Source organism: Streptomyces sp. NPDC001828 (assembly GCF_042892175.1).
GTDB lineage: Bacteria > Actinomycetota > Actinomycetes > Streptomycetales > Streptomycetaceae > Streptomyces.
Window position 1 is genome coordinate 66,321 of record NZ_JBIATV010000013.1, and the last position, 24,129, is coordinate 90,449.

Sequence of the window (24,129 nt, forward strand, 5' to 3'; positions counted from 1 at the left end):
ACCCCGAGCGCCTGTCGGCCGATGACCAGCTGAAGACTGCTCCCCGCACGCGCGGGGATGGACCCGACTCACTGTCATTCGTGGTCCATCCGCCGTACTGCTCCCCGCACGCGCGGGGATGGACCCGGGACATGGCGCTCGCCCGCTCCCCGGGCTCGCCGCTCCCCGCACGCGCGGGGATGGACCCAAGAGCGGAAGGCCGCCGAAGCCCGCCGGACACTGCTCCCCGCACGCGCGGGGATGGACCCTCCTTGTGCGCGTCCCCGGCCAAGTCGCCGACCTGCTCCCCGCACGCGCGGGGATGGCCCCCCCCAGGCGACTGGGATGTCTCCGCCAGGAGGTCTGCTCCCCGCACGCGCGGGGATGGACCCGCCCGTCTCCGCCTCGTGAATGGACACTCATGACTGCTCCCCGCACGCGCGGGGATGGACCCGGACCACGCCGCTCGTGGCGTTGTCGGCCTGCCTGCTCCCCGCACGCGCGGGGATGGACCCTCATCGCGGCCGGTATCGAGCTGGTCAAGGAACTGTGCTCCCCGCACGCGCGGGGATGGCCCCTCGTGGGCCTCGCCCATCCAGGCGGACGGGGCCTGCTCCCCGCAGGCGCAGGGATGGCCCCTCGGCGCACCAACCGGCGATCTGCCAGCCAAGCTGCTCCCCGCACGTGCGGGGATGGGCCTGCCTTCGGGCTCTCTGTTCAGGTGATCAACCGATGCTCCCAGCAGACGCGAGGAAGGACCGAGTCTCTCCGCCGGGCCGGGGGCCGGGCGTCACCGCTTTCGCTGGTCGTCGGTCTGATCCCGACCCGTGCCCGCCGGCTTGATGCCCTGCTCGGCACGGACAAGGGCGGATGTGTCGATTCTCTTCGTTGTTGTATGGCAGGTGCTGTACGTTGGGGTGCATGGGTGAGAAGACGGAGAAGATCACCATTCGGGTCAGCGCCGAGACCGCTGAGCGGCTGAAGCTGCGTGCGGAGGCGGAGCAGACGACGGTCACCGCGCTGCTGACCGAGGTCGCCGAGCGTGACCCCCGGCTGGAGCTGGCGGCAGCGCGTTTTCGCGAGCTGCAGAAGTCGTCCCTGGTGGCTGAGTTCGCGGCCGCGTTCCCCGAGGAGGAACCCGACACCAGCCAGGGATCTGGGTCGAAGGCTGCCTGAGCTGATGGAGCTGTACATCGACGTTGCCTGGCTCCTTGAACGGCAAGTCGAGTTCCTGCCCAAGGCCTTGGAGGTCAGTGACTTCTCCGGCCTCGTCGCAGCGGTCGCCCGCCACAAGGTCAACACGCCCCGACTTGGCTACCTGCCGGATGCCTCCTGGCGCGCGGCCGCCCTCTTCCACGAAATCGTCAGCGTGCGCCCCCTGCCCGCACGCAACCCCACCTTCGCCGCACTCATCGCCATCTCCTACATGCAGGCTTCCGGCGAAACACTCACCGAGCCCTACGGCGGTTTCATCCAACTCGCCCACGACGTACGCTCCGGAGCTGACGTCTTCACCTGCGCCGACACCATCCGTAGCTGGCGCCTCTAACCCACAACCGGGCCGGACCCTTCCTGAGATCGGACCAACTTCCCCGGGTCCCGCGGCTCTACACCGAACAGCACAGCGGACCGAGGGGGGCGCGGGCGATGTCCGTGGACCGCTTCTGCTTCCCGCGCACGCGGGGATGGACCCCAGGGGCGGTAGGCGAGGGTGATCGCGTCGCACGGCTTCCCGCTCATGGGGGGGGGCTAGCCACGTTGTTGGCTTCCTTGAGGAGAACCGTGATCCACTCTGAAGCGCGCGGCACAGAGAGCTAATTGCCAAATATGTGCCTTTCGTCGGTTTCGAAGGAAGTGATGAGTTTCTGGCCTACCACTCGGTAGAGTCGCAGGTCACGAAGCCTGTTCCCCGCACGCGCGGGGATGGACCCAGCTGGGTGGTGGTGGGCCGGCCGCCCTCGCCCTGTTCCCCGCACGCGCGGGGATGGACCCGACTTCGATGAGTTGATCAGCCGAGTTGCGGCCTGTTCCCCGCACGCGCGGGGATGGACCCGACATCTGTACCGACCGGTGGCAGGCGTGAGGCTGTTCCCCGCACGCGCGGGGATGGACCCGTCGCGGGGAGCGCCGTGTTGAACGAGGCCTGCTGTTCCCCGCACGCGCGGGGATGGACCCGTGTACGGCGCCCAGTTGCGGATCAGCCGGGGCTGTTCCCCGCACGCGCGGGGATGGACCCACGTTCTCACCGGGACCGACGACGGCCGGCGGCTGTTCCCCGCACGCACGGGGGTGGACTCTAGGGCTGTAGGGCTCGCGGCCCGACACGATCTGTTCCTCGCACGCGCGGGGATGGACCCGGCGCCGCACTGGTCACCCGCGCCGGACTCCTCTGCTCCCCGCACGCGCGGTTATGGCCCAACCCGGAGGGTGCGAGGCGGCTCGTCGAGGCCCCCTCGCCTCGGGCCGCCTTTGAAGTGCACAGCAGAGAAGGCCACTTGCGATGTATCTACCGTTTGCCGGTTTCGAAGGAAGTGCTGATTTTCCGGCCTACCGTTCGTTAGAGTCCCAGGTCACGGAGCCTGCTCCCCGCACGCGCGGGGATGCCCCCTTGAGAGCCCCGCCCGTGAATGGGCGGGGCTCCTGCTCCCCGCACGCGCGGGGATGCCCCCGACATGCACGTAACCACCACGAACGGCGATTTCTGCTCCCCGCACGCGCGGGGATGCCCCCTAGGGATCCGTGATCCACTCTGAAGTGCGCGGCGAAGAAGGCTACTTGCCCGATATGAATCGCTTGCCGGTTTCGAAGGAAGTGATGTTTTTCTGGCCTACCGTTCGTTAGAGTCGCAGGTCACGGAGCCTGCTCCCCGCACGCGCGGGGATGGCCCCAGGCGGCGGGCGCTGCGCACCGTGACCTTCGCCTGCTCCCCGCACGCGCGGGGATGGCCCCCACCGCCTCCGGTGTCGCGGCAATCACCAGGACTGCTCCCCGCACGCGCGGGGATGGCCCCGAGGTCCTGCCGGCCGGCACCACCGACCCCACCTGCTCCCCGCACGCGCGGGGATGGACCCCAGGGCCTGTGTCCCGAGCACGGCGTTCGGCCCTGCTTCCCGCACACGCGGGGATGGACCCGCCAGCATGTTGCCGCTGGTGCGGATGGGGAACTGCTTCCCGCACGCGCGGGGATGGACCACGGCGCATCTGGCGAAAGCAAAGGCACGCCGACTGCTCCCCGCACGCGCAGGGAGGGACCCGCGCTGGCGAAGTTTCGGCGTGCGTCCGGTCCGCCCTGCTCCCCTCGGCGCAGGCGGGGATGGACTTCAGGGGCGGTAGGCGAGGGTGTCTCGTTGCTCGGCTCCCTGCTCACGGAGGGTGGACCTAGCCAGGTTGTTGGCTTCCTGGAGGAGAACAGTGATCCATTCTGAAGTGCAAGGCAAAGAAGGGTACTTGCCGGATATGTGCTGTTTGCCGGTTTCGAAGGAAGTGATGATTTTCTGGCCTACCGTTCGGTAGAGTCCCAGGTCACGGAGCCTGCTCCCCGCCCGCGCGGGGATGGACCCTGCCAGCTTCCGAAAACGGCGTTGGGGTGGTCCTGCTCCCCGCCCGCGCGGGGATGGACCCGCCCACGGACTGACGACAGAAACGATCCAGCTCTGCTCCCCGCCCGCGCGGGGATGGACCCTGCCCGCCCCCGGACGGGAGCTGGAACGCGGGCTGCTCCCCGCCCGCGCGGGGATGGACCCCCGCCCTCGTCCTCGGCCTCGTCGCCGCGACCCTGCTCCCCGCCCGCGCGGGGATGGACCCGCCGCGGTCAAGGCGGCGGCCGCCGAAATGGGCTGCTCCCCGCACGCGCGGGGACGGACCCGCTGCCGCGGTGCCCGGGCGGCACCCTCGGGGCTACTTCCCCCGCGCGCGAGGAAGCGCCCGGCGGCCAGAGGTCGGCCAGCACCACCAGGGCGGCTCCCCGCCTTTACTGGAATAGACCCAACCGCTTCGTCATCGGTCGAACTTCTCGTCAACCGCTCCCCTTGCACGCGAGGGGATAGACCCGGCACGTATGGCACGGCGGAGGCACGGGCAGCCTCACTACCAAGTAGGCGGGGATGGTCTCATCGCGACGTTTGGGAGCTTGCTCAAGCACGGTCTGACGCAGAATCTGCGCCGCATAGCGCTCTGGGCTCTCACAGGTCAACACAGCGGGCCACAGTACGAGCAGCAATGTGAAGGCGTGAGCGACGGCTCGCTGGGCGCTAACAGCGCAGTGTAAGGAGTTCAGCGCGTCGGAAAGGTAGCGAGACCGGTGCAGTTCGCGGAATGCGCCGAATTCGAGGGGCGCTGGTGCTGACCCTGCTGCCATGTTGTCGCCGTCCACGCTGAGACAGTCGACGATCCATGTCGTGCGCTTGTTCGTTTCGAGAGCCGCCTCTACCCACTGAACCCGCAGTGGCCCGCACGGCCATCCTGAGCCAGCCACAGCACTCCCGATGTCGCGGACGAAGACCCAGCGTGGGTACCGGCCAGCGGCCCGCAGCAATTCAGAGATCTTCGACGTAGGCCAACCCGTGCGGTCCTTCAGTTCGGCAAGCGTCAGACCGCTGGCACGAAAGGCATTCCGTAGCTCCGCTACCCAGACCTGGTGGAAACGGCCTGCCCCTTCGACGATGGGCCCGAGCCTCCGGCCCGGCTTTCTCCGGGGAACGCACCAAGGCGTGGGGTCCTGGGTCATCCTTGCCGCTCCTCGCCCCGAGCCCTGTCGCCGAAGGCGCGATGGATGGATGCGGAAGCACTGTCTTGGCTGGTGTGATTCATCTCGCTGACGCTGGCACGCACGATCTGTTGTGCGCCAAGGGCGAGCGACGGGATCAGCGTAGTGACCGCAGCGGTGGACTGCCCCATTGCGACCAGCACTCCACTCAAGGCGAAGATCATTAATAGGGCTACGGCAGTGATGATGATCCTTGCGTGCTGCATGCGTGTCTCGCTTTCTGTTCGGGCTCAGGCCTTCGATGACGTTGCGGGTGAGCGCCGAGCACCAGCATGGTGGTGCCGGTGACGAGGGGAGTAGAAATTTGGAAACAGGGAACAATGAAGGTCGATGGCCTGACTCACGAACAGGCGCGCATACCCGCTCCGGTCGGTCTGCGATCCTGCTAGCGAGCAAGATCGGCCAAGCTGAAGGCAGGAGGGCAGGCGCGGCGGAGAGCGCAAACTCTGCGTGGGCCCCGATACGGCGGCATACTGGAACACGCCATCACTACAGCTCAGTTGGCTAACGTCCTACTGAGGCGTACGACAGTCATACTGTTCGATCGCGCGAGCGGAATCCGTTACGGACTCGGCATCAGAACCCGACTTGCCGGAGTTGCCTCCCCTTCGCTAGCAACCAGAATGCTGATTTTTTCCTGTCTCTACTAGTGAAGCAGCAGACCACGGAACTGCTCCCCGCGTAAGCGGGGATGAACCCAGGGAACAATGCGCGGCCACGTGCGCGCGTGACTGCTCCCCGCGCACGCGGGGACGGACCCAAGTTGGCCGAGCTCGGTCACTACGACGAGGACTGCTCCCCGCACTGCGGGGATGGACCCGGGGATGGGGTCTACGAGAAGTGGACGGACATCTGCTCCCCGCCCGCGCGGGGATGGGCCCTGGCGCAAGGCCTGGTTGCGGCGCTGAAAATCCTGCTCCCCGCACACGCGGGGATGGACCCATCGAGGATCTCCAGGCCAAGTTGAACAGCGCCTGTTCCCCGCACGCGCGGGGATGGAGGACGCACCGTTGGGATGTAACCCACCCCGTGCAACGACTGCTCCTCGCGAGTGTGGAGATAGTCCCGAGGGCTCGGACTCGCGGGGCCGCACCTTCGCACCCTCGGCGCGGGCCCGGCGCACCGCGGCGGCTCGTGTGCTGCGGCTTGACGGCGCGCTATACGCGGGCCTGGCGGATCGAGGCCGGCTCATCCCTCCGGAACCGCAGGCGCGGCTCAGCTCGCGCATCGCGTTGGTTTGCCGCGCCACGGCTGCCGCGATCGTCGGGTCCAGCTGCGGGGGCTGGAATGCCTGGTGGTGCGCGTCGATTGCGCGGTGGTAGCCCTCGGCGGTGTCCGGCGCTTCGCCGAGTCAGCGGGCATTGCCGGCTGCGCGGCCGAAATGATGGGGCTGGCCTTCACGGGTGCGGGCGCCAGGACGTGAATGGTGCGGACCTTCGCACCTTGCACCCCTGTCGTTGGCCGCCGCGCTCAGCTTCAGTGCGCTCCACCGCAGTTGAGTGCCGTAGGCGGGGCTGTCGGGGGTGATGTCCAGGCGGCCGGTGTCCGGGTCGAACGCCACGGCCTTCACGTGTCCCGCGAGCTCGGGCGCGGCCGCGGCGACGATGGCGTCGAACTGGGCGAGGACGCTGCCGCCGGCGGCCGGGGCGACCATGCCGCGCTCGGTCATCATCGTCGTGATCGCCGCACCAAGCCCGAGAGGCTCGCGCCCGTCGCGGCGCACCGTCGTGCCGGTGCGCCGCTTCGGCTTCCTCGCCGCGGCACCGTTCTTCTTGGGCGGCGAGCAGAGCCTGGCGGGCGAGGTCGACACCGCTCAGCTCGGTACTCACGCGATCACCTCTTCCGTTGCATCGTCGGTCAGCGGGCGAGCGGCGAGCTCGGGCAGCCGGTCCGTCCACGGCGCGGAGGCGGCCTGCCCGGTCCGGGCGGCGGCCTGCTCCCGCAGCTGTCGCAGGCGCGTCGCGAGCAGGCACTCGGCAGCGCGCTCGCGGGCGGTGCCAGTGGCCTTCGTCGCCTCGGCGATCGCGTCCGCGCCGGTGGGGTTGTGCCTAAACCAGCGCCGCCCCTGCTTGGTCCTTTAGGCACGCCGGGCCTCCGCGTCTACTTCCTCGGTCTGGGCCAGCCGCGCCAGCTCGCTGCGGCGGAAGTCCACCAGCGCCACCTCCACCGCCCGCACCGCACCGATTGGATCGGCGTCCAGCTCACCGAGCAGAGTCGAGTCCAGGAGCACCCGCCGGGCGCGCTCGATGTCGTCCGCCAACGAGCCCCCCGATCCCAGATCAGCACGGTCAGCGGAATGTTCTCGCGGACCGCCGTCTCGGCGTGCATCTTCATCCCGGTCACCGCTGCGGACAACCACGACGGGGTCCCACGCGACAGGCCAAGTCCATGCACATGAAGGGCAATGTTGCGCAGTCCGGCGGGCAGCGGGTGGCGGTCGATCTCTCCGTGGACGACCAGAAGAACTGTCAGGGCACGGTCACCCACCTGCAGGCCGTTTCCGACATCCGGCACAAGGACGCGACCCTGTTCCTCAAGGGGAATGCCGCCTACTGGCAGTACAGCCTCAAGCAGCAGCCCCAGGCCGACGCGCTCGTGCCGAAAGTCGCCGACTAATGGGTCCGTATGCCGGCCTCCGACGACCAGCTGACCGGACTCTGCGACAAACAGGGACTGGTAGCGGCGATGGACGAGAACAAGTCCGAACGCCAGGGCATGACCCGCGGCTCACCACCACCATCGACGGCACCACAGCACTTGGGCTGAAGAAGGACAAGAACGGCGCCACCCAGTCGCTGTTCGTCGCCACCGAAGGCAGGCCCTAAATCCTCAAGGTCACCAGCGGCGGCACCAAATCGGAAACCACGCTCTTCACCGACTACGACAAGCCCGTCAACCCCGAACAGCCCCCGGCCAACCAAATCGTCGACATCAAGCAACTCCTCGCTCTAGCCCGCGCCGGGGCCACCTCCGTGCAGCCCTCTTATCCACCCTGGTAACAGCTCTCGGCGAGACTTCGGCTGTCGTGCTCATCGCCCGATGCCGCGCCGATCCACAGCGGCTCGTGCCGGTCCGCTTGTTCTACGACTTCCGCATGCGGCTGCACAGGTCACGAACGGGAACGGCTGTTGGTGGAGCCGGGAACCACCGCTCGGGTGCAGCTAGGGAAGGGTTGCTGACTGCTCCCCGCATGCGCGCGGGTGCACGGAAGTTCGTAGGTGAACCAGAGGAGTCGAGGCAACGCGCGGCCCGCTCACCAGGTACTGCTGTTCGGTGGGCTGTGGCCGTCGCCAACGAAGTCGGCGACAGCAGACTCTGTTTACGGCCGAACGCTTCCCCGACGCAACAGGCCTAGCCGCAAAGAACCACCGGCTGAGGCCGAAAGGTCAGCTCAACACTAGGAGTATCGGTGGCACCGAACACCACATCGACCATACTCGCCTACAAAGGACTCAGCGGAATCTCCACATGGGTCTTGCTGGTGATCGTCATAATTGCCTTCATAGCTTTCGCGGTAGGAAGACGAAAGGGAAGATGAAGGCAGGGGCAGTCAGCGGATCGGGGCAGCGGCCGCGCCCCAACTGCCGCCGGACAGTAGCGTCGGCGAGGCCGGTTTTTCGCCCGTCGAGGCACTGGAACGGCAGCAACCACTACCGTCCCGTTCGCTTGGCGGCGCACCGCCGCCGCTGCTCGTCGGCAGTGCCGAAGTCTCCCAGCGGCTTCTCGCCGAAGAGTTCGCCGCTGCCGGATGGATGACCGCCTACCTGGGATCGTTCGAACTGCCCTGGGACGGCAGCTCCCAGCTCCCCGCACTCCGCGCCCACCTCACCGGAGCGGGGGTACCGATTGAGGATGCCGGGCTGGAGCTGCGCTACCGGTGGAACGGCGTGGACTGCACGGACGTCACCCAGAACCGTCCGGAGTGTGTGTTCAGGCGCCGGTACGTGTCGAAGTCGTAGCCGCGGTCGGCGAACCGTCGTCGGGGCCGGTGGCGTGGCCTGCCTCGCAGGCCACGCATGTGGGGAATCGCGTCGAGCAACGGCATGAGCTGAGTGACGTCGTGACGGTTTCCGCTGGTCAGCGAGACGGTGAGGGAGTTCCATACCGGCCCACGCTATGCCGGCGCTACCCCGCTCGCCTGGCCCCAGCCCTCGATGAAGGTGGCGAGGGCCTGGCGTTGCTCTTCCTCCGGGGCGATCTGCCGGGCCGGGGCGTGGCGGTCGACGATGGCGACGAGGACCGGGCGCTGGAGTTCAGCCGGCTCCAGGGGTTCCGCTCCCATTGCACCCGGCGGGCCGGGTCGAAGCTGGAGCGGTCGGCGAAGGTCCTCCACCGGGGGGCGCCCTGCCCGCCTTCGGTCGCGGGCAGATCGTAGGCGTGGACCTGGTCGTACACGATCCGCTACCGCGCCCTACGGGCCCGATGAGGGGGCAGCTTGCATCGGGCCTGGAAACCACAGCTCGGGCCGGCAGAACGATCGTGCCAACGTCCGTGCCAAAGAGGGCACTCACCGCATTGGTGCGGGCCATCCGTGTAAAGGGATTGGGAGCAGTGCGTGCATCTTCCGCCAGGCGCATGGGGAAACCTGCTCTCACAGAAAGTTACCGCTCAAGGGATGTGACACAGCTACTACGACGGTGCGTCAGGCGAGGCTGGACTTCTACCGGTGGCTCGCCCGTTACTCGGCCCACGGCGCCGCAGCGCCCTCAACTACCTTTCACCAGACGGGTTTGAACAACGGCACCTGCGATCAGACACATTCACAATCGCGGCATGAGCCCCTGTGTCCAACTCCGGTGGATGCCTCAGTTCACAGCACTCCCAAGAGTTTCCACTATGCACCCCGTCTGTTGGCCGCGCCTGGCTATCTTCAGCTTCCCGGTTCCGTAGCCAGGAGAGGCAACGTCCATGAGTACCCCGGTCCACCGCACCCCGACACGGCAGTCTGCGGCCGCCCCGACGTCGCCCCGCCAGCGGCGGGAGGGGGGTCTGTCGGGAAATTCGTTGGAGCACGCCGTCCTGCGGATGCAGTCCGGCGCCGGGAACCGGGCCACGGCTGCGGTGGTGCAGCGCGCCCGGGGCATGGACAAGGGGAAGGGGAAGGTGCCGGAGGCCGGTGGCGGGTCCGCCGGGGCGAAGAGGAGCTACCGCGACGAGATCGCCGCGCTTCTGGACAGGTTCAAAAAGAGTCTCGACCCCATCGACACCTTCATCAAGGGTGTCCAGACCCCCACCAATGCGGGTTTCACCCAGCAGGCCGCCGCGGCGGCCAACGAGGGACTCAAGCACTCCGTCGCCGCCTCGGGGACCTCCGCCGTATCGGAGAACCTCCTCGCAGAGGTCACCGGCACGGTGGTCAATGGCATGGACGCGTACAAGAACATGAAGGACGCCAAGAAACACGAGAGCGGGGCCGGCCACCACACGGCGAGGAAGAAGACCAAGGTCAAGGGTGCCGACACGGTTATCGGAGCTGCCGGTTCGGCAGGCTACAGCGCCGGCATCGCCAAGGAGGTGACCAAGCTCCACAAGGCGGCGAACGCGGCGGTGGCGTCCGAGGCGAGCGGTATCGCCAGCGCCTCCGTCGGTGCGATCAAGGCCGTACGGGCCGCCTTCCGCGTCGGTGGAGCGGCCAGCAAGTACAAGAAGGTGAAGGAGCTCGGAGATCCTCATCTCGTCCACGCGCAGTCACTAGCCCGGCTGAACGAGTCACGGGAGCAGGCCGAGTGGGCCGCGGCCGAAGCGTATGTCGCGCTGGATGCCTACTGGGACCACGAGGGCCAGGAGCGGCTGGAGCTCGTTTCCCAGGCCATCGACGCGGCCTGGGAGGCGACGGGTGAAGCCCGTGACGCCGCCGAGAGCCTCCAGCGCGCGGAAAGAGACGTGGAAAAGCTGAACACGGTGCAGGAGTACGCGAAGAAGAAGCAGCTGACCAAGATCGGCAAGGAGGCCATCGGCGGCGCGTTGGGCGAGTCCACCAAGGCCGCGGCCGGCGTGGTCACGGCCGTCGCGGCGGGAACAGCCGGGCTGGCGAGCAACCCGGTCGGATGGGGCCTCGCCGGGGCCGGGGCCGGCCTCGTTCTCGGCGTCACCCTCTACAAGGCGCTCCGCGCCGCCACCAAACGCTACGAAGAAGCCCGCCACCCCGAGCACTGGGCGCCGGAGAACGAGACCCCGGCCGAGGCCTCATCCCGTACCGAATCACTGCAACACGCCCTGAAGTTCTGGCAGAAAGTGTCCAAGGGAGAACGCCAGGCCATGGCCCGCGAGATCTATACCCTCGCAGCAGGCCCCGCCATTAAAGGCGCCAGCAGCACAACCCCCGAGATGAGAGACTCCGCACGAGCCCTCCTCATCGCCCTCAAATCAGGCCCCACCAACCACAAGTTGGAACCGGAAGCATGGGCGGCCACCCTCAACGACCCGGCCAAGACAACAGGTTGGATCAAAGAGATAGCGGAACAGTTGGCATCGGGCTGACCACAGCCGAGAACACCCGGATCGGGCATAACCGGCACCCTCGACAGCGCGTATGCCGGCGGATCCAGTCACCCGGAACCGCACCTTCGCGCGCCATAGGACGCCGCCCGACCAAGCAGCAGAACGAGGACGTAAAGACTTATACCGACCGGCAAATGGTAGAAGTGAAATCCACGATGCTGTCGCCTTTCTCGGTGCAGCGCCGGAGCCTGCCTCAAGTCGCAACAGGACTTCGTTGCGGACACCGGGATCTTTGTCCGCTACCAGCGTCCGAAGCTGCACGAGCCGTTCGCCGCCCTCCCAACGTTCTCCTGGCGGGATGCCGACAGCAGTGAGCGCTTCAACCACGGCTGAGCAGTACTCGCGCACCCCGACGTAGTTTCTGGCCCCCGGTCGCCCTTCTCCACCGTCACGGTCTCACCCCGCCTCTTGCACACCCCCACCCCGCCCTCGCGCCAAGTGACAGTCAGCCCGACCAAGAGTCACCCAGCAAGAAGAGTCGCACCCACACAGGGGTGTGACTGAGTGCTTCAGCTGGTGGGCTTCGCCATCTGAAGCACTCGGTGTTCGGCAGAAGTGCCGCAGGATCAGAGCGTGTCGGATTTCTGATGTATTGGCTGATTGCGCTTGTTGCGCGATCTTGACTGTCCCGTCTCACTGAAGTTCGACGGGTCTCAGTGCAGTTTGATCGATGGCAGTTTGTCTCAGTGGAGTTTGGCTGCCAGGGTTCGTGCTGGCACGCCGCAAGAGCGTCGGGTGGACGTAGAGTCGTCTGGCTGGTCGAAGGGGTGAAGGCCATGCGCATCACCATTGACGGGACACGCATCGGAAGCCAGGCGGACCTGCACCGGTCTCTTGCCGGGCCTTTGGACTTCGGTCCGTACTACGGGCACAACCTGGACGCCCTGTGGGACCGCCTGAGCAGGGATGTCGAGCGGCCGGTCGAGATCGTCTGGGAGAACGCCGAAGCCAGTCGTGGCCGCATGGGTGACGAAGCGTTCGCGGCGATCGCATCCGTACTGTCCGAGCTGCCAAGGAAGACGAGTCGAACGTGCCGGACGAGAGACTGACCGTGCGTTTCACCTGATGCGCGGTCCACAGGGGACCGGTCGAACTTCGCTGCGACGCCGTCAAGGTTCATTGAGACGGGTCATTGGCTCTCGATAGCTGTGCTTCGGCGGGTGTCCTGCTGGGCGTCGCTTGCACGATGGGCGAGGGCGGTCAACTCGCCGTATCTCGTTGCCTTGGTCCGCGCGGGAGCCCGGTTCGAGTGCGGGCACCTCGTGGAACGCCCCCCGGACCTTGGTGGCGTGAGCCCACAGGTCCGTATGCGATTCTCCAACCTCACGACGCGTGCAGGAAAGGGGCGGACCGGATGCTGGTGACGCTGACTGGAGGGGCCGGCGCGGGGAAGACAACGCTGGCTGTCGCGCTGGCCACCACCGCTTCACAGGCCCCCGTGCGGGTGCTTCACGGCGACGACTACTACTTCGACATCCCCGAACGTGGGGTGTGGGCACCGGATGAGGCGGGGATCTTGCGGCTGGACGTGGGTGATCCCCGGTCGATGGACCTCGGGCGCCTCAACCGTGACACCGACACCGCGCTGGCCACGGCCTCCGTCGTCATCGTCGACGGGCTGTTCGCCCGCCGGGTTACCCCGCAAGTCTCGTGCGGGCGCTTCGATGTCTTCGTCGACCTGCCCGCCGACCTCCGCCTGGCCCGGAAGATCCAGCGCAAGTGCCTGCGGGACGGCTTTCCCCTCGACGTACTCCTGCGGAACTACCTCCAGTCCCGGCGCACCGCCCACGAGGAGCACGTCGAACCCGTGCGGGATGAATGCGACCTAGTGGTCGATGGAAGTGCCGCCGCCGAGTCACTGGCTCAGCAGGTCTGGTCAGCTATCGCAGACACAGAACTGATCCACAACTCTTGACGATTACTCGATGGGCGTGCGCGGCGTGTTCGCTGAGAACGATCTGTCCGCCGTTAAGCACTCGGGCTCTGAGCCAGTGCCATGCAAGGATCTCACTCATGATGCCGAAGCCGACTCTGACGGAGCGCCGCTCTCCTTGGGTTGTGTTCACCTCCCCAGCTGACCCCTGGCTGGCGTCGGAGACGGCCGCGCTCGTGCAGCGGAACGGTCTGGTCTTGCGGCTGGACGGCCGTGAAATGCGGGATGCCGCGTCTGCCTTCCGCACGTTCGCCCGGGAGCTTTCGTTCGTCGGCTACTTCGGCCACAACTGGATGGCGCTGGTGGACTGCCTCCAGGACTGGCACGGTCCCGGCCAAGGGAACCAGGATCTCGCGATTCTGATTGACCACGCGGACAATTTGCTGGAGGCCGACTTCCTCGGAATGCTCGTCTCGGTCTTCGTCGACGCAGCATTTAAGTCCAGCCTCAGGCTGGACGCCGACGGGGATCTCGATGAGTGGCGGCAGCCGATAGCCCAGCACTTCGTCCTCCTCCTGGACCACACGGCACCCGCTGCTTTCACAGAGACGACGGCTCGCGGCATGGACGTGGCGGTGGCCCTCTCGGAAGGCCGCTTGCTCGCCACGTTGACAGATTGGCCAGGTTCAGATCCTGGGTCCGCTCCCGCTCCTTGGACGGCCGGCCCTCTCGCCTTCGCGGACGATGAGATCCTCAGCGGCCGGGTCATGCAAGGCATCAAGCTATTCCGCGACCACCTTCGCTGCTCGATCCACGAGGCCATGGGAATCTTCCAGTCCCGCTATGCGTCTGCGCAGAGAACGCCCGGTCGACTTCACCGTGAGTCGCGCCGAATATGGCAAGGGCTTCTATTCCTGAAGCGTCTGGTCGCAGTCGGGTAGCTGGCTGAGGCCACCGCAGCGCAGGTTAAGTGGAGACGGGACAGTCGTGTCCTGTCTCGACGTCGAGCGGAGCCTGTTTGCGCAGGCGGGGTGCCTCCTGGCGGCAGGTCGTGGAACGATCCGCTCGTCCGCGCGGACATCGATCACCACCGCCGAGCCGTCCACACGGCGCACGAAGTAGTCCGGAGCGTCCCGACGCTCCCGCAGCCCGTCGTGCCAGTGCAGCCAGAAAGGCTGCGAGGCGATCCCCGCCACCCTCGGGTCGAAGTCCACGAGCATGAGCCGGTCCCGTTCCAGCCAGGACTCGAAGCCGACATGGTGCCCAGTCATCGCCGCCCAATACCAGCCCGAGAAGTGACGCTCACCACGCGACCACCGAAACACCGGCCCTACGTCCTCGAAACGGGCCGTCGCACAGTCCACGGGCGGACGTATCTGGCGCTCGCCTACCGCGTCCACGTACGACAGCTCAACGTACAGACCTGCAAAATCCGCCCCAGCCGGTACGGCCACCCAGAACCCCCAGTGAGATTGCCCGCACGACTAAGGGCTGTCCCGTTTAAGCGTGTGAGCTGGGGTGTTAGCTGACGGTACCGTCATTGTGTGGAGTTCGAGAAGGTGAACCAGTGTCCGTTGCACGGGTCTGGCGTAGGTGCTGAACCCCTGGTCGGTCGTCGGCTGAAGGAGGTCTTCGCCGCGTGGCTTCGGAGCGGAGACGAGGAGGTTCAAGGTCCGCTGGACGTGTGGTTGATCGACGGTCAAGGCGGTTCCCTGCACGTCACGACCGGCTCAGACTGGTGCCTGATCGTGGAGTCTGCGAGCCCGCACGAGGGATACGACATGGACTGCTGGGGGCGCGTCGAGGTGGCTCCGATTGGTGATCGGACGCCGTTCGCCGCCCACCTGGGAGAAGAGGTGCTGACCGTGAGCGAAGAGTGCGAGCCCAAGACCGGCCGCATCGCACTCGAGGTCACCTTCGCCTCCGGCCGGGTCCGTTGCGGCAGTTGGGCTGGAGACCTCCGCCTTTCCGAATGAAGTTCCGCGTCCAGTCCGACCTGGTCACGATTTGATGATCTTAGTGTGGCTGGTGTGATCACGGCGCCCGAGCCAACCTCGATAACCCCCTTCACCGGGCTGAGCCCGCGATGCTTCGGCAGGTTGGTTACCGCGCTGCGGCGCGAGGGTGCGACAGCGGTACGACGGGGCCGGCCGTGGGCCTGACCCTGGAGAGACGAGTGCTGCTCGTGACGGCGTACTGGCGCACCAACTTCACGATGCGCCAACTCGCCCCGCTTTTCGGCGTCTCGGAGTCCACAGCCCACCGGATCATCGGCCATCTCGGCCCGCTCCTCGCGCCGCAGCCCAGACAGCGTTTCGCGAAGGAACCCGTCCTCATCGTGGACGGCACGCTGGTGCCTACCCGCAACCATCCGGTCGCCGAGTGGTCCAAGAATTACCGGTACTCCACCAACCACCAAGTGGCCATCGCCTCCGGCACCCGTCGCGTCGTCGTAGTTGGCCGGCCCGTGCCGGGCAACCGCAACGACTGCAGAGCCTGGGAGTAATCGGGAGCGAAAGCCACCGTCAGCAAGACCATGACGATCGCCGACGGCGGCTACCCAGGAACCGGGATAGGCCAGCGGGCCGCACAACGGCCAACCACATCCATGGCGGCTCGAAGATCATTTGCGGGACAGCCCTTAGGGCGTGTCGTTGCCGACCGAATGGCAGCCGTGGAAATACCGGACTCCGTGGGTGCGGTGGTAGGTCGCCGGCAGCCGGTCGGGGTGTCCTTTTCCGGCACAGCCCGAGCCCTGCGGTAGGCCGAATCCCGGGGAGAAACTCTTGGCCGTCGGGGATGCCGCCCGGGCCGTGGTGATGTAGTGGCTCGGGCGGCCGGGCGAGAGTTAGGGGCTGAAAGACATCTCGTCGTCGGCCGGGATCTACGAACATCCGCAGGGGGTGCTGCAGCGTCACAGCCCCTGTTCACCAGGGCCTGAGCCCGCTCCACGACGGGAGGTCCCGGCCCTCCGGCCGCCCCGGTCAGGACGACGCGGTCGTCAGAGTCAGCAGCTCGGTGTCCGACAGATGCAGGTCCTGCGCGGCGAGGAGCGCCGGCAGCTGCTCGACGGTGCGCGCGGAGGCGATCAGTGCGGTCACGGTCGGCTGCCTCAGGAGCCAGGCCAATGCCACGGTGGCCATTTCCGCCCCGCGCGCGGTCGCGACCTGCTGCAACGCGTCGAGCACCTTCACGCCGCGTTCCGTGTCCGCGTACCCACCGGCGAGTCCGGGAACGTTGCGCACGTTCTCAACACTCTCCCCGGGACGGTACTTGCCGGTAAGGAAGCCGGAGGCGAGTGCAAAGTACGGAACGCAGGCCAGTCCTTCACGCCGCACGACCTCCCGTCGTGCACCCTCGTAGGTATCGCGCGAGACGAGGTTGTACTGCGGCTGCAGAGCCACGTAGCGGGCAAGACCTTCGCGGTCGGAGAAAGCCAGCGACGCGGAAAGCCGTTCGGGGCTGATGTTGGATGCCGCGATGGCGCGCACCTTGCCGGCCTGTACGAGGTCGTCGAGAGCAGTGATGATCTCGTCGACGGGGATGGACTCGTCCCGGTCGAAATGGGTGTAGTAGAGGTCGATGTGGTCGGTGCGCAGCCGCCGCAAGGACTCCTCCACAGCGGCCTTGATGTTGGAGGGCGCAAGGCCCATGTACTGCGGGTGGTCGCCGACCTTGGTGGCGACGACCACGTCGTCGCGGTTGCGGCGGGCGGCGAGCCAGTCGCCGATGATGGTCTCGGACTGGCCCGGCTCGTTGCCGTCGAAGTAGTTCATGTAAGAGTCGGAGGTGTCGATGAAGTTGCCGCCGCCGGAAACGTATGCGTCCAGCACCGCAAACGACTGGGTCTTGTCGGCGGTCCAGCCGAAGACGTTGCCTCCTAGGCAGAGGGGGGCAACGCGGAGGTCGGACAGGCCAAGGATTCGACGTTCGGTCACGTCATGGACAACGTGCCCTCGGCTGCCGGAAGTTCCTCCCCCGCCGGAATCTCCCCCCCTTTGTGTGCGCCTGGGTCGGTGAGCGTTGGTCGGGGCAGTGGTGAAGGCTCGGGTCGGCCGCGGCTGGAACGAGCGTCTCAGCGGCCGCCCGTGGATCCTGTCGATCGCGCTCCTTCTTCAGCTGTCGCTTCGGCTGCTTTGCGGCGTACGGGAACGCTCGCGCGAGGCCGTGGAGCGGCTGGGGATCGGGGCGCTGCTGCCGGTGTAGAAGGGGAGGTCGGCGACCAGTTTCGTGAGGTCGGGGTCGCCTGCGTAACGTCGCGCGTGAAGGTCGGCGATCTTTTCGGCGACGGCGGGGTCGTCCGTGTCCGTGGTGTCGTAGGAGACGAAGGACTGCAGCAGGGGAAGACCGATCCGGTCTGTCCGGGCATGCGAGGGGGCCATGAGGTACTCCCAGTATCCGTCGAGGTCTTCGATGACGAAGACGGCGCCGTACTCGAACTCACCGCCTACGTCCCGGCCCACGACGTACTGCGTGACCGCGTCGATCGCCTCGCCCTGGTCGCGGAGGCTTGCCAGGGCCTCTTCTCGCTGTGAGGCAGTGGCCGTTTCCTTGAAGGTGAATCGGTTGTGGTGGTAGATCATGTCTCTCCCCTGACGGTGTGTGAGCGCTTTTCGGGATGCGTGGGCCGGGCCGACCAGTGGGCAAGGAGCGCCGTCACCGCCTGGTCGGCCAGGCGCGAGGCGCGGTCGAAGCCGATGTCCTCGATCGTTGCGATGCCTGCCAGGCCGTGCAGCGTGGCCCACAGCAGGTCGCAGGCGTCGTGTGTGTCGGGAGGCTCGCAGGCGGTTGCGGCCGCCCACTCGTCGATCAGCTGTCTGGTGAAGGTGATGACGTCGGCGGCTGCGGCTCGGCGAGTGGAGGCGTCGATGTCCGTGCCGGGTCCGCCCGAGATCAGCTGGTACAAGCTGGGGCGCGAGCGGGCGAACTCCAGGTAGGCGGCCGCCGCGAGGTGCGGGGTGCGGGAAGCCGGTCCGCTTGCCGCCGCGGCGAGCATGCGGTGCGTCAGCTCGCCGTTTCCCTGCACGAGCAGGGTGTGCAGGACCGCCTCCTTGCTCGGGAAGTGTTGGTAGATCACCGGCGCGCTGTAGCCGATCTCCGTGGCGATGCGCCGGATGGTGACCGCTCTCCATCCCTCCCGCTCAGCCAAGAGGTCCGCCGTCTCCAAGATTTCGGCGTACGTCCGGCGGCGCACCTCGTCCCGCTTCCCCACCCGCAACTCCTAACGTTGTTAGAACATCTAACGTGGTTAGTATTCGGCTCGGTTCCGGACCTGTCAAGCAGAAACCCAGGGGACTTTGCCCGCCTCAAGTCAGCGCCGCGCAGGCCCCAGAGGGCTTGGCCCGCCTCAGGTCAGCGCCGCGCCGGACAGCGCCCGGAACACGCCCGCAGACATGACGCCGCCTCGGCTCCAACGCACTCACTGCCCGTCCCCCGGGCCGTGTCCGGCGGAATCATCGCGGTCCACGGAGCAGAGCCGGCGCGTGTGCACACCGCCGCCAGGGCCCGGGCCCGACTGCCGACACCGCCGGTCGGGGCTCTCCTCCCCGTCCGACCGGCCGGCCGGCACATCTGCGCGCCCGATGGGCCGTTTCGCCGCGATCCCACGTGCTCCAGACGTCGGCGGGACTGCTCCAAGCCCCCTGACGCTCCTGCCAGGTACCCGGGCTCCACGCCGGCCCTCGACGAGGCGATCGCCGTACAGGAGCACCCCGGCCTGCTTGACGCGTCCCGGCACCGGCGAGACTTCCCTGCCCTGTCAACCGGCCAGGGACCCGATGCGGTCCGCAGGGAACGCGAACACTTCGTCCAGGTCCCGGCGGTGCGCGACGGAGTGGATGTCGTCGGAGATGCTGCCGTGGATGCTGCAGGTGCCTGACACGGCTGCGGCGAAGGCGATCCCGGGTTCCCGAGCAAGTGTGCGCCCGACGTTCTCGACGGCCGACGGATGGACACGCAGCCACAGCTTCACCCGCGGGTGACAGCCCAGTGCGGCAGCGGCGACCTCGATGTCGAGGTACACGGCACGGCGCTCCAGCAGAGCGTGAAGACGGCTTGGCACCCGGCTGATGCGGCCCGCGGTGGCCAGCCGGCGGGGAGCGGATCAGGCCGAGACCCAGCGCAGCGCGGGGTGTTCGAGGCCGAGCAGGGTGATGTCGATGACGACGCGGCGGTGCCCCGGCGCGCCATGCGGTGGCACAGGCGCCGCCGCAGAGGCCGCCGCTCGTCCTGCCTGATTCCGCGTTGTGCGAGGCCACCGTCCTTCGCGAGGAGTTGACCGCCGCCCCCGGCGGCGCCGGGGGCCGGCATTGCGCCAACAGCACTCTCAGCTTCGGCCAGCAGTCGGGCACTCCCACCCGGCCTGCCGGCGTCTGCGCGGTCCTCGGCCTGCCCGGGCGTGACAACCACGTGCCGCACTGCGACCTGCACTCCCCCGACCACTACCTCGACGTGATGCACACGCACACGGCTTGGCACCGCGTGTCCCACACAATGACGCGATGGGCATGGACTTCGATCTTCCGGAGCTCCGTCCGTGGGTGAGTCCCGCGGTGACAGCGTCGAAGTCCTGTCGGAGAACGCGGCGCCGGGGAGAACGTCGGACTGTTCGGCCCGACGGATCCAGGCGGGGAGCAGTTGGCCTCGGCGGATGCGGACCAGATCCGTGAAGGCCCGGCGGGGCACACCCCCGAGCGAGGTCGGGGCAGGCCGAGGCGGCCCCGGTCGAGGAGCACGGCCTACGGGGTGCTGAGGCGCTCGCGATTGCGCACGATCCGGGCGGTCTCCGGCACGGCCAGGCCCTGCGCGTCGACCAGCTCACCGGCGGAGGCAAGGCCGGCACTGGTCTGCTTCATGAACTGCATGTGCGCCTGGATCTCCCCGGGCCCCCACTCGTCGAGCTTGGCGAAGTCGACGTTCTTCTCGCTGAACGGGTGGAGGCCAGGCCTGTGGCGTGCCTGGGCCGCCGGACCGCAGTTGTGGCTTCGCCGGGCCGACCGGCCCGTGCACGGATCACATCTGCGAGGCAGAGCATGGGCCGACACAAGCTGCACAAGCCGCGCGTGCCGCGCGGTGAGAGTGGGCAGCCGACGGAGTGGTTCGGCACCGCGTTCAAATCCGTCCGCGGGATGCAGCACCTGGACGTCCGCCAGTCCGGCAACGGCATCCTGATCACCTCCTCCCCCGCCGAGATCGACGGTGCCCCGGCCTCGTGGCAGTTGCGCCTGCGCAACGACGACGACGGCCAGGGCGTGAACGAGCTGGGCATGGCCATGAAGGCCAGGCGCGGGCACGTGTACAGCGTGAGCGAGGAGCCCGGCGCCAAGACCGTCCTGGCGTTCCTCCCGAACCACCCCGCCGAAGCCGTCGGCACGCTGGCCCGCGTCCGTACCAGCGAAGGCCCGGACGGTGACGTGGTCTTCGAGCGGTCCGCGGAGCGGCCGACGGAGCTGTGGGCCGAGGCCGGGGAGAACCTCCTCCTGCGGATCGTGCCGCAGCTACGCCCGGACGCGCCGGCGGATGGAGTCGACGGCTGCCTGCCGTGCCCCGGCTGCTACCGGCCCGTCTACGACAGCCCTTCCTCCCACACTCTCAGCGGCGCCGGACCATTACCCCTGGCCGGGCTGTGCAGGTTGCGCACCGACGGCAGCAAGCTCCGCTCGCTACCCCAAGCCGGCGGCGCCCCCATCAACCCGGAACAGCTCGTCGTCCTAGAAACCGTGGCCGCCGCGATGGCATGACCCAGCACCCGGGCAAGCCCGCCCTCGCCGAGGGGCTTGCCCAGGGTCGCCTCAGGCTTGGCCGGTGTCCAGCTCCCACACACTGGGGCTTGAGTGTCCCCAGTGGCTGGAGATCGTTGGCGGGGCACGACCAACACTGTTAGGCGTGCACTCGCGTGCATCGCTCTGACCGGGGCGCTTCTCGCCTTCTCCGGAACGGCCCACGCCGACACCGCCGCGGACGGGGGTGCCAAGCAGCCGCGGTCGGGCGACTCGTCCCGTTCCGTGCGCGCTGCCATTCCGGACCGGGCGTCGCACACGCTGGCGCTGATCGACGCTGGCCAGTGGCCGCCGAACGATGGCTCAGGCACCAAGGGAGGTGCCGCCTGGCCGAATCGCTACGGAGCATTGCCACGCACCGACAGTGAAGGCAACCCGATTCATTACCGGGAGTGGGACGTCAACCGCAAGAAGCCCGGTCAGCCCCGGGATTCGGAGCGCATCGTCACAGGCGACGACCGCACCGCCCGGTACACCGCCGACCTGCTCCGCACGTTTCAGCGCATGCGCTGAGCCCGAGACGAAAAGTTCGGACTCAGTATGACCGCGCTGGAATCTTCCGGCTCCAGCGAGACGAACCCACTGGCCACCAAGACGGGCCGGCCCTGCACGCTCATCTGGTCCTCCCGGCGGGTCGTCACCTCACCGTACGCGCGCTGGTAGTTCGTGGTGGCGGGCATGGCAGAGATCCTCCCGACGGGAATGGTCAGGGCTGACCGCCTTCGGGGCTCTGGCCCCGCACGAGGTAGGGCGCAAGGTCGGAGAGGGAGGCGTACCAATAGACGTCGGAGCGCTTCTTCATGAACCCGTTGAGGTCATCGGCCGGAACCCGGTATGCGGCGCGTGGGCGTCCTGTCGCGGTAGTGGTGACCTGCCCGTCGGCGGCGTAGATGTGGCGGATGGTGATGTCGTCGTCCTCGATATGCGGGAGCAGGATGTCGTCGACGTGGCCGGGGTTGTAGCTGCCGCTCCGGGGCCCGCCGAACCCGATGCCGTCAGGTTTGTGATGCCAGGCGCGCTTCACATCGACACGGCGCCCGTTGCCGCTGACGTCCCAGCTCCGGGCGTTGGACACGCCGCGCCAGAAGGCATCGTCCGCATCCCCGCCGACGATGCCGGCACCAGCCACCTCGGCCAGGAACCACCGCATTCGGCAGGCGCCCGCTGTCCAGCCCTCAGTTCGCCCTCGAGGAGTTCGGCGGCCTCGTCTATCGGCAGTCTTCGCGTCACTGCGTGCCTTCCTCATCCGTGGCGGCAGGGCTGTGCGTACTCAGCCAGGCGGCCCTTCCCGGTCGCCGTATTAGAAGATGCCGGCCTGCGTGTGCTGTGTGTGGGTCTCGAGGATCTCGCGCAGCCACGGAGCGCGGGCGGCCGGCAGCCGGACCAGGGTGTGTTGGAACGTGCCTGGGTCAGCCCGGAAGAGCTGGCGGGGTCTGGGTGCGGGCGGGTCGTCACGGAGTACGCCGTCAGGCATCACGCCCGACGCGAGGGTGGGCAGATGCGGGTCGGGGTAGATCATCCACCGCCATACCCCGAACGGCAGTGGTACCCGGTATGCCGAGGTGGCCGAGTCTGGCGGGCGCCAGAGTTGCCCGGTCTGCGGATGGATCGGCACGAGGAGGATGTCGGCGTCCTCGTCGGGTACGGGCAGATCTGGTCCGGCCAGGACCGCCGGACGTGTTGGCCCTCCCGCGGGCAGCAGGGCGTCGAGGGCGCGTTGAAACACTTGGGCGGTCAGGCCGTCCGGGACGGTCACCGGCCGGCGTTGTGAGGCTGCCAGCAGATGGGCGAGTGCCTGGCCGGCTGCCGCCTCCCACTGGGGGCTCCACGCCCAGAAGTGGTCCAGCCCCAGCCGCGAACTACCCCACGAGTTGGTTATCGGATCGGATGGAGGTGTGCTCCTTCCTCCGGCCATCAGTTCTGCCCAGGACAGTGGTGTGGCGTCGATGCCGTCGGCTGGGTGACGGCGCACGGCATTGGGAGCGAGCCAGACGGCTTGCCATAGGGAGCAGTCGTCGATCCTGGTCGCCACGGGCAGCCTGCACGCCTCGCAGGCCATGTTGGGCCCGTCACCCCCATCCATCCCGCAGCAGGCACCCCCGCGCTTATCTGGGATCAGCACGGTGCCGCCGGTATCACCGGGTGCCATGACGATCGCGCCGGGCGCGCCGTCGGAGAGGGCGTAGACCGGCGCGTAGATGCCGCGGGCGGCTGCCTCGTCCGGATCGGTCTCTTCCCACCTCCGCCACGGTGGCCCCCAGGGTTCCGGTTCCACGGCGAATGTTCCCGACTCCATGAGGACCGGCAGTTGAAGACCGTTCCCGAACTTCTGATGGGCGTGGACTGGCAGGGCGACTTCGGACAGTGGCGCGGTCAGCTCGGCGCCGCACCCCGCACACACGAAAACGAACAAATGTCCTCCGCTGGGAATCAGAGGCATGGTCGCAGCACACCGACAGTCCGCCAACACATTTTCCGAGTGAGGGAGGTCGACGGGTCAGCCCATCGAGCACGGAGTGACTCGGGATGTCGAAAAGAGGCTGGTCCAGGCACGCTCAGTGCGCCAGGATCCTGGGGTGCGTCACGCTTACGAGGATGCCGAACTGCTGGATCTGGTCCGCCGCTACGTCACGCCCGACCGCCGCTACCTGAAGCTCAGCGGGAGTTTGCTGCGCCTGGAGGGCGGCGAGTGCGACCGGTTCGCTCGCGGTCTCGCCGCGGATGCCGAGCTCATCACTCCGCATGAACTCGGCATTCTCCTTGAAGGTGGGTAGCGTGAGCGCAGGACCGCCGGCTGGCTCATCGCCGTTTCCGGCCGGACCGAGTTCCGCGAGCGCCTCGGCGAGTTGCTGCTGGCCAGTGAGGTCTGCTGTGCGGGTATGGCGTATTGCGTGGCCCTGGCCACGTTCGGCACTCAAGACGACGCTGCTCTGCTGGCCGCGTATCTTGATCGCTATCTTCGCCGGCCCGACCTCGCGTACGACCAGGGCGTCGTCATGGGCGTCCTCGTGTTCGTCGACTCGAATCTGGGAGGCAACCAAGCCTCGCGCTTTCTGGGCACGGGCGGCCTCTGGCATCAGTGGCTTCAAGACGCATCCCACATGCAGGGCACCGAAGACCCCGCCACCTGTGTGAGTCTGATCCGCCGACTCTGCGCATTTGTTGAGGAGTGCGCCGAACTACGTCCCCAGGAATGACCACCGGCGCGGCGCGGGGACGTCGAAATCCAGCGG

At 67.6% G+C, this 24,129-nt stretch carries 23 protein-coding genes, 4 pseudogenes and 4 CRISPR repeat arrays (1 of these 31 cut by a window edge); of the genes and pseudogenes, 13 read left to right on the forward strand and 14 right to left on the reverse strand.

Translation table 11 applies throughout. From position 1 onward, the window contains the following. A CRISPR array of direct repeats spans positions 1–736; the repeat unit is 25 nt; unit sequence CTGCTCCCCGCACGCGCGGGGATGG (it extends 147 nt beyond the left edge of the window). Between the two features lie 164 nt (positions 737–900). After that, entirely contained in the window at positions 901–1,155 is a 255-nt protein-coding gene (locus tag ACFYZA_RS30495; protein WP_189765895.1) for a hypothetical protein, read from the forward strand. A 4-nt stretch (positions 1,156–1,159) separates the two neighbouring features. Next, complete coding sequence (locus tag ACFYZA_RS30500) at positions 1,160–1,528, forward strand: toxin Doc (protein WP_388493888.1); 369 nt, start codon at positions 1,160–1,162, stop codon at positions 1,526–1,528. A 353-nt stretch (positions 1,529–1,881) separates the two neighbouring features. Further along, positions 1,882–2,397: direct repeats of the CRISPR family, unit length 29 nt; unit sequence CTGTTCCCCGCACGCGCGGGGATGGACCC. A gap of 441 nt (positions 2,398–2,838) precedes the next feature. Further along, a CRISPR array of direct repeats spans positions 2,839–3,233; the repeat unit is 29 nt; unit sequence CTGCTCCCCGCACGCGCGGGGATGGCCCC. Between the two features lie 277 nt (positions 3,234–3,510). Further along, positions 3,511–3,905: direct repeats of the CRISPR family, unit length 29 nt; unit sequence CTGCTCCCCGCCCGCGCGGGGATGGACCC. Between the two features lie 796 nt (positions 3,906–4,701). On the opposite strand, the gene ACFYZA_RS30505 is transcribed toward ACFYZA_RS30500, so the two are convergent. The 3 genes from ACFYZA_RS30505 to ACFYZA_RS30515 form a co-directional block, all read right to left on the reverse strand. After that, on the reverse strand, positions 4,702–4,950 hold the full coding sequence (locus ACFYZA_RS30505) for a hypothetical protein (protein WP_388493890.1): 249 nt from the start codon (positions 4,948–4,950) through the stop codon (positions 4,702–4,704). A 1,145-nt stretch (positions 4,951–6,095) separates the two neighbouring features. After that, positions 6,096–6,554 (reverse strand): hypothetical protein, encoded by a 459-nt coding sequence (locus tag ACFYZA_RS30510; RefSeq protein ID WP_388493892.1) that lies wholly within the window; start codon positions 6,552–6,554, stop codon positions 6,096–6,098. Between the two features lie 267 nt (positions 6,555–6,821). Further along, on the reverse strand, positions 6,822–7,004 hold the full coding sequence (locus tag ACFYZA_RS30515; protein WP_388493894.1) for a hypothetical protein: 183 nt from the start codon (positions 7,002–7,004) through the stop codon (positions 6,822–6,824). Between the two features lie 134 nt (positions 7,005–7,138). On the opposite strand from ACFYZA_RS30515, the gene ACFYZA_RS30520 reads away from it, so the two are divergent. Both ACFYZA_RS30520 and ACFYZA_RS30525 read left to right on the forward strand, forming a co-directional pair. Next, positions 7,139–7,360 carry a hypothetical protein gene (locus ACFYZA_RS30520; protein WP_388493895.1) on the forward strand — a complete coding sequence of 74 codons (222 nt, stop codon included), beginning with the start codon at positions 7,139–7,141 and terminating at the stop codon, positions 7,358–7,360. Between the two features lie 1,136 nt (positions 7,361–8,496). Beyond that, a complete protein-coding gene (locus ACFYZA_RS30525) occupies positions 8,497–8,703 on the forward strand; it encodes a hypothetical protein (RefSeq protein ID WP_388493896.1) in 207 nt (68 codons plus the stop codon). On the opposite strand, the pseudogene ACFYZA_RS30530 reads toward ACFYZA_RS30525, so the two are convergent. Continuing rightward, positions 8,679–8,837 (reverse strand): annotated as a pseudogene (locus tag ACFYZA_RS30530) (transposase); the annotation flags it as partial. The gene ACFYZA_RS30525 and the pseudogene ACFYZA_RS30530 overlap by 25 nt on opposite strands. A gap of 21 nt (positions 8,838–8,858) precedes the next feature. Next, complete coding sequence (locus ACFYZA_RS30535) at positions 8,859–9,026, reverse strand: hypothetical protein (protein WP_388493897.1); 168 nt, start codon at positions 9,024–9,026, stop codon at positions 8,859–8,861. A 722-nt stretch (positions 9,027–9,748) separates the two neighbouring features. Between ACFYZA_RS30535 and ACFYZA_RS30540 the strand changes: the two genes are divergently transcribed. The 4 genes from ACFYZA_RS30540 to ACFYZA_RS30555 all read left to right on the forward strand — a co-directional run bounded on the left by ACFYZA_RS30540 (position 9,749) and on the right by ACFYZA_RS30555 (position 14,059). Then, positions 9,749–11,224: a hypothetical protein gene (locus ACFYZA_RS30540; RefSeq protein WP_388493899.1), complete on the forward strand. Its 1,476-nt coding sequence runs from the start codon at positions 9,749–9,751 to the stop codon at positions 11,222–11,224. A 797-nt stretch (positions 11,225–12,021) separates the two neighbouring features. Next, positions 12,022–12,294, forward strand: a complete 273-nt coding sequence (locus ACFYZA_RS30545; protein WP_388493901.1) for a barstar family protein — start codon at positions 12,022–12,024, stop codon at positions 12,292–12,294. Positions 12,295–12,599: 305 nt separating this feature from the next. Continuing rightward, positions 12,600–13,160 carry a uridine kinase gene (locus tag ACFYZA_RS30550; protein WP_388493903.1) on the forward strand — a complete coding sequence of 187 codons (561 nt, stop codon included), beginning with the start codon at positions 12,600–12,602 and terminating at the stop codon, positions 13,158–13,160. Between the two features lie 98 nt (positions 13,161–13,258). Next, positions 13,259–14,059, forward strand: coding sequence for a barstar family protein (locus ACFYZA_RS30555; protein WP_388493904.1), 801 nt, complete (start codon positions 13,259–13,261; stop codon positions 14,057–14,059). Here ACFYZA_RS30555 and ACFYZA_RS30560 read toward each other — a convergent pair. Next, positions 14,027–14,572 carry a TnsA-like heteromeric transposase endonuclease subunit gene (locus tag ACFYZA_RS30560; RefSeq protein WP_388493905.1) on the reverse strand — a complete coding sequence of 182 codons (546 nt, stop codon included), beginning with the start codon at positions 14,570–14,572 and terminating at the stop codon, positions 14,027–14,029. The two genes, ACFYZA_RS30555 and ACFYZA_RS30560, sit on opposite strands and share 33 nt — an antisense overlap. A gap of 90 nt (positions 14,573–14,662) precedes the next feature. Between ACFYZA_RS30560 and ACFYZA_RS30565 the strand changes: the two genes are divergently transcribed. Both ACFYZA_RS30565 and ACFYZA_RS30570 read left to right on the forward strand, forming a co-directional pair. Further along, entirely contained in the window at positions 14,663–15,094 is a 432-nt protein-coding gene (locus tag ACFYZA_RS30565) for a hypothetical protein (protein ID WP_388493906.1), read from the forward strand. A 45-nt stretch (positions 15,095–15,139) separates the two neighbouring features. Next, positions 15,140–15,693: pseudogene (locus tag ACFYZA_RS30570) on the forward strand (transposase family protein); the annotation flags it as partial. Positions 15,694–15,765: 72 nt separating this feature from the next. On the opposite strand, the pseudogene ACFYZA_RS30575 reads toward ACFYZA_RS30570, so the two are convergent. The 5 genes and pseudogenes from ACFYZA_RS30575 to ACFYZA_RS30595 form a co-directional block, all read right to left on the reverse strand. After that, positions 15,766–15,904 (reverse strand): annotated as a pseudogene (locus ACFYZA_RS30575) (IS630 family transposase); the annotation flags it as partial. Between the two features lie 198 nt (positions 15,905–16,102). Further along, positions 16,103–17,056: an aldo/keto reductase gene (locus tag ACFYZA_RS30580; protein WP_388493907.1), complete on the reverse strand. Its 954-nt coding sequence runs from the start codon at positions 17,054–17,056 to the stop codon at positions 16,103–16,105. 177 nt (positions 17,057–17,233) lie between these two features. After that, entirely contained in the window at positions 17,234–17,701 is a 468-nt protein-coding gene (locus ACFYZA_RS30585) for a Dabb family protein (protein WP_388493909.1), read from the reverse strand. Further along, positions 17,698–18,330, reverse strand: coding sequence for a TetR/AcrR family transcriptional regulator (locus tag ACFYZA_RS30590; protein ID WP_388493911.1), 633 nt, complete (start codon positions 18,328–18,330; stop codon positions 17,698–17,700). Before ACFYZA_RS30590 ends, ACFYZA_RS30585 begins: the two co-directional genes overlap by 4 nt. 546 nt (positions 18,331–18,876) lie before the next feature. Next, the gene (locus tag ACFYZA_RS30595; protein ID WP_388493913.1) at positions 18,877–19,179 is read right to left on the reverse strand and encodes a hypothetical protein; all 303 of its coding nucleotides are present in this window, start codon (positions 19,177–19,179) and stop codon (positions 18,877–18,879) included. 970 nt (positions 19,180–20,149) lie between these two features. Here ACFYZA_RS30595 and ACFYZA_RS30600 point away from each other — a divergent pair. Then, positions 20,150–20,857: a hypothetical protein gene (locus ACFYZA_RS30600; protein WP_388493914.1), complete on the forward strand. Its 708-nt coding sequence runs from the start codon at positions 20,150–20,152 to the stop codon at positions 20,855–20,857. Positions 20,858–21,121: 264 nt separating this feature from the next. After that, positions 21,122–21,409, forward strand: coding sequence for a ribonuclease domain-containing protein (locus ACFYZA_RS30605; RefSeq protein WP_388493916.1), 288 nt, complete (start codon positions 21,122–21,124; stop codon positions 21,407–21,409). Here ACFYZA_RS30605 and ACFYZA_RS30610 read toward each other — a convergent pair. The 3 genes from ACFYZA_RS30610 to ACFYZA_RS30620 all read right to left on the reverse strand — a co-directional run bounded on the left by ACFYZA_RS30610 (position 21,394) and on the right by ACFYZA_RS30620 (position 23,309). After that, the gene (locus ACFYZA_RS30610; RefSeq protein WP_388493917.1) at positions 21,394–21,576 is read right to left on the reverse strand and encodes a hypothetical protein; all 183 of its coding nucleotides are present in this window, start codon (positions 21,574–21,576) and stop codon (positions 21,394–21,396) included. The genes ACFYZA_RS30605 and ACFYZA_RS30610 overlap by 16 nt on opposite strands. Before the next feature lie 26 nt (positions 21,577–21,602). Continuing rightward, complete coding sequence (locus tag ACFYZA_RS30615) at positions 21,603–22,046, reverse strand: hypothetical protein (protein WP_388493919.1); 444 nt, start codon at positions 22,044–22,046, stop codon at positions 21,603–21,605. Positions 22,047–22,196: 150 nt separating this feature from the next. After that, positions 22,197–23,309 carry a hypothetical protein gene (locus tag ACFYZA_RS30620; RefSeq protein ID WP_388494190.1) on the reverse strand — a complete coding sequence of 371 codons (1,113 nt, stop codon included), beginning with the start codon at positions 23,307–23,309 and terminating at the stop codon, positions 22,197–22,199. A gap of 163 nt (positions 23,310–23,472) precedes the next feature. Here ACFYZA_RS30620 and ACFYZA_RS30625 point away from each other — a divergent pair. After that, positions 23,473–24,093: pseudogene (locus ACFYZA_RS30625) on the forward strand (DUF6000 family protein). The last annotated feature ends 36 nt before the right edge of the window (positions 24,094–24,129 follow it).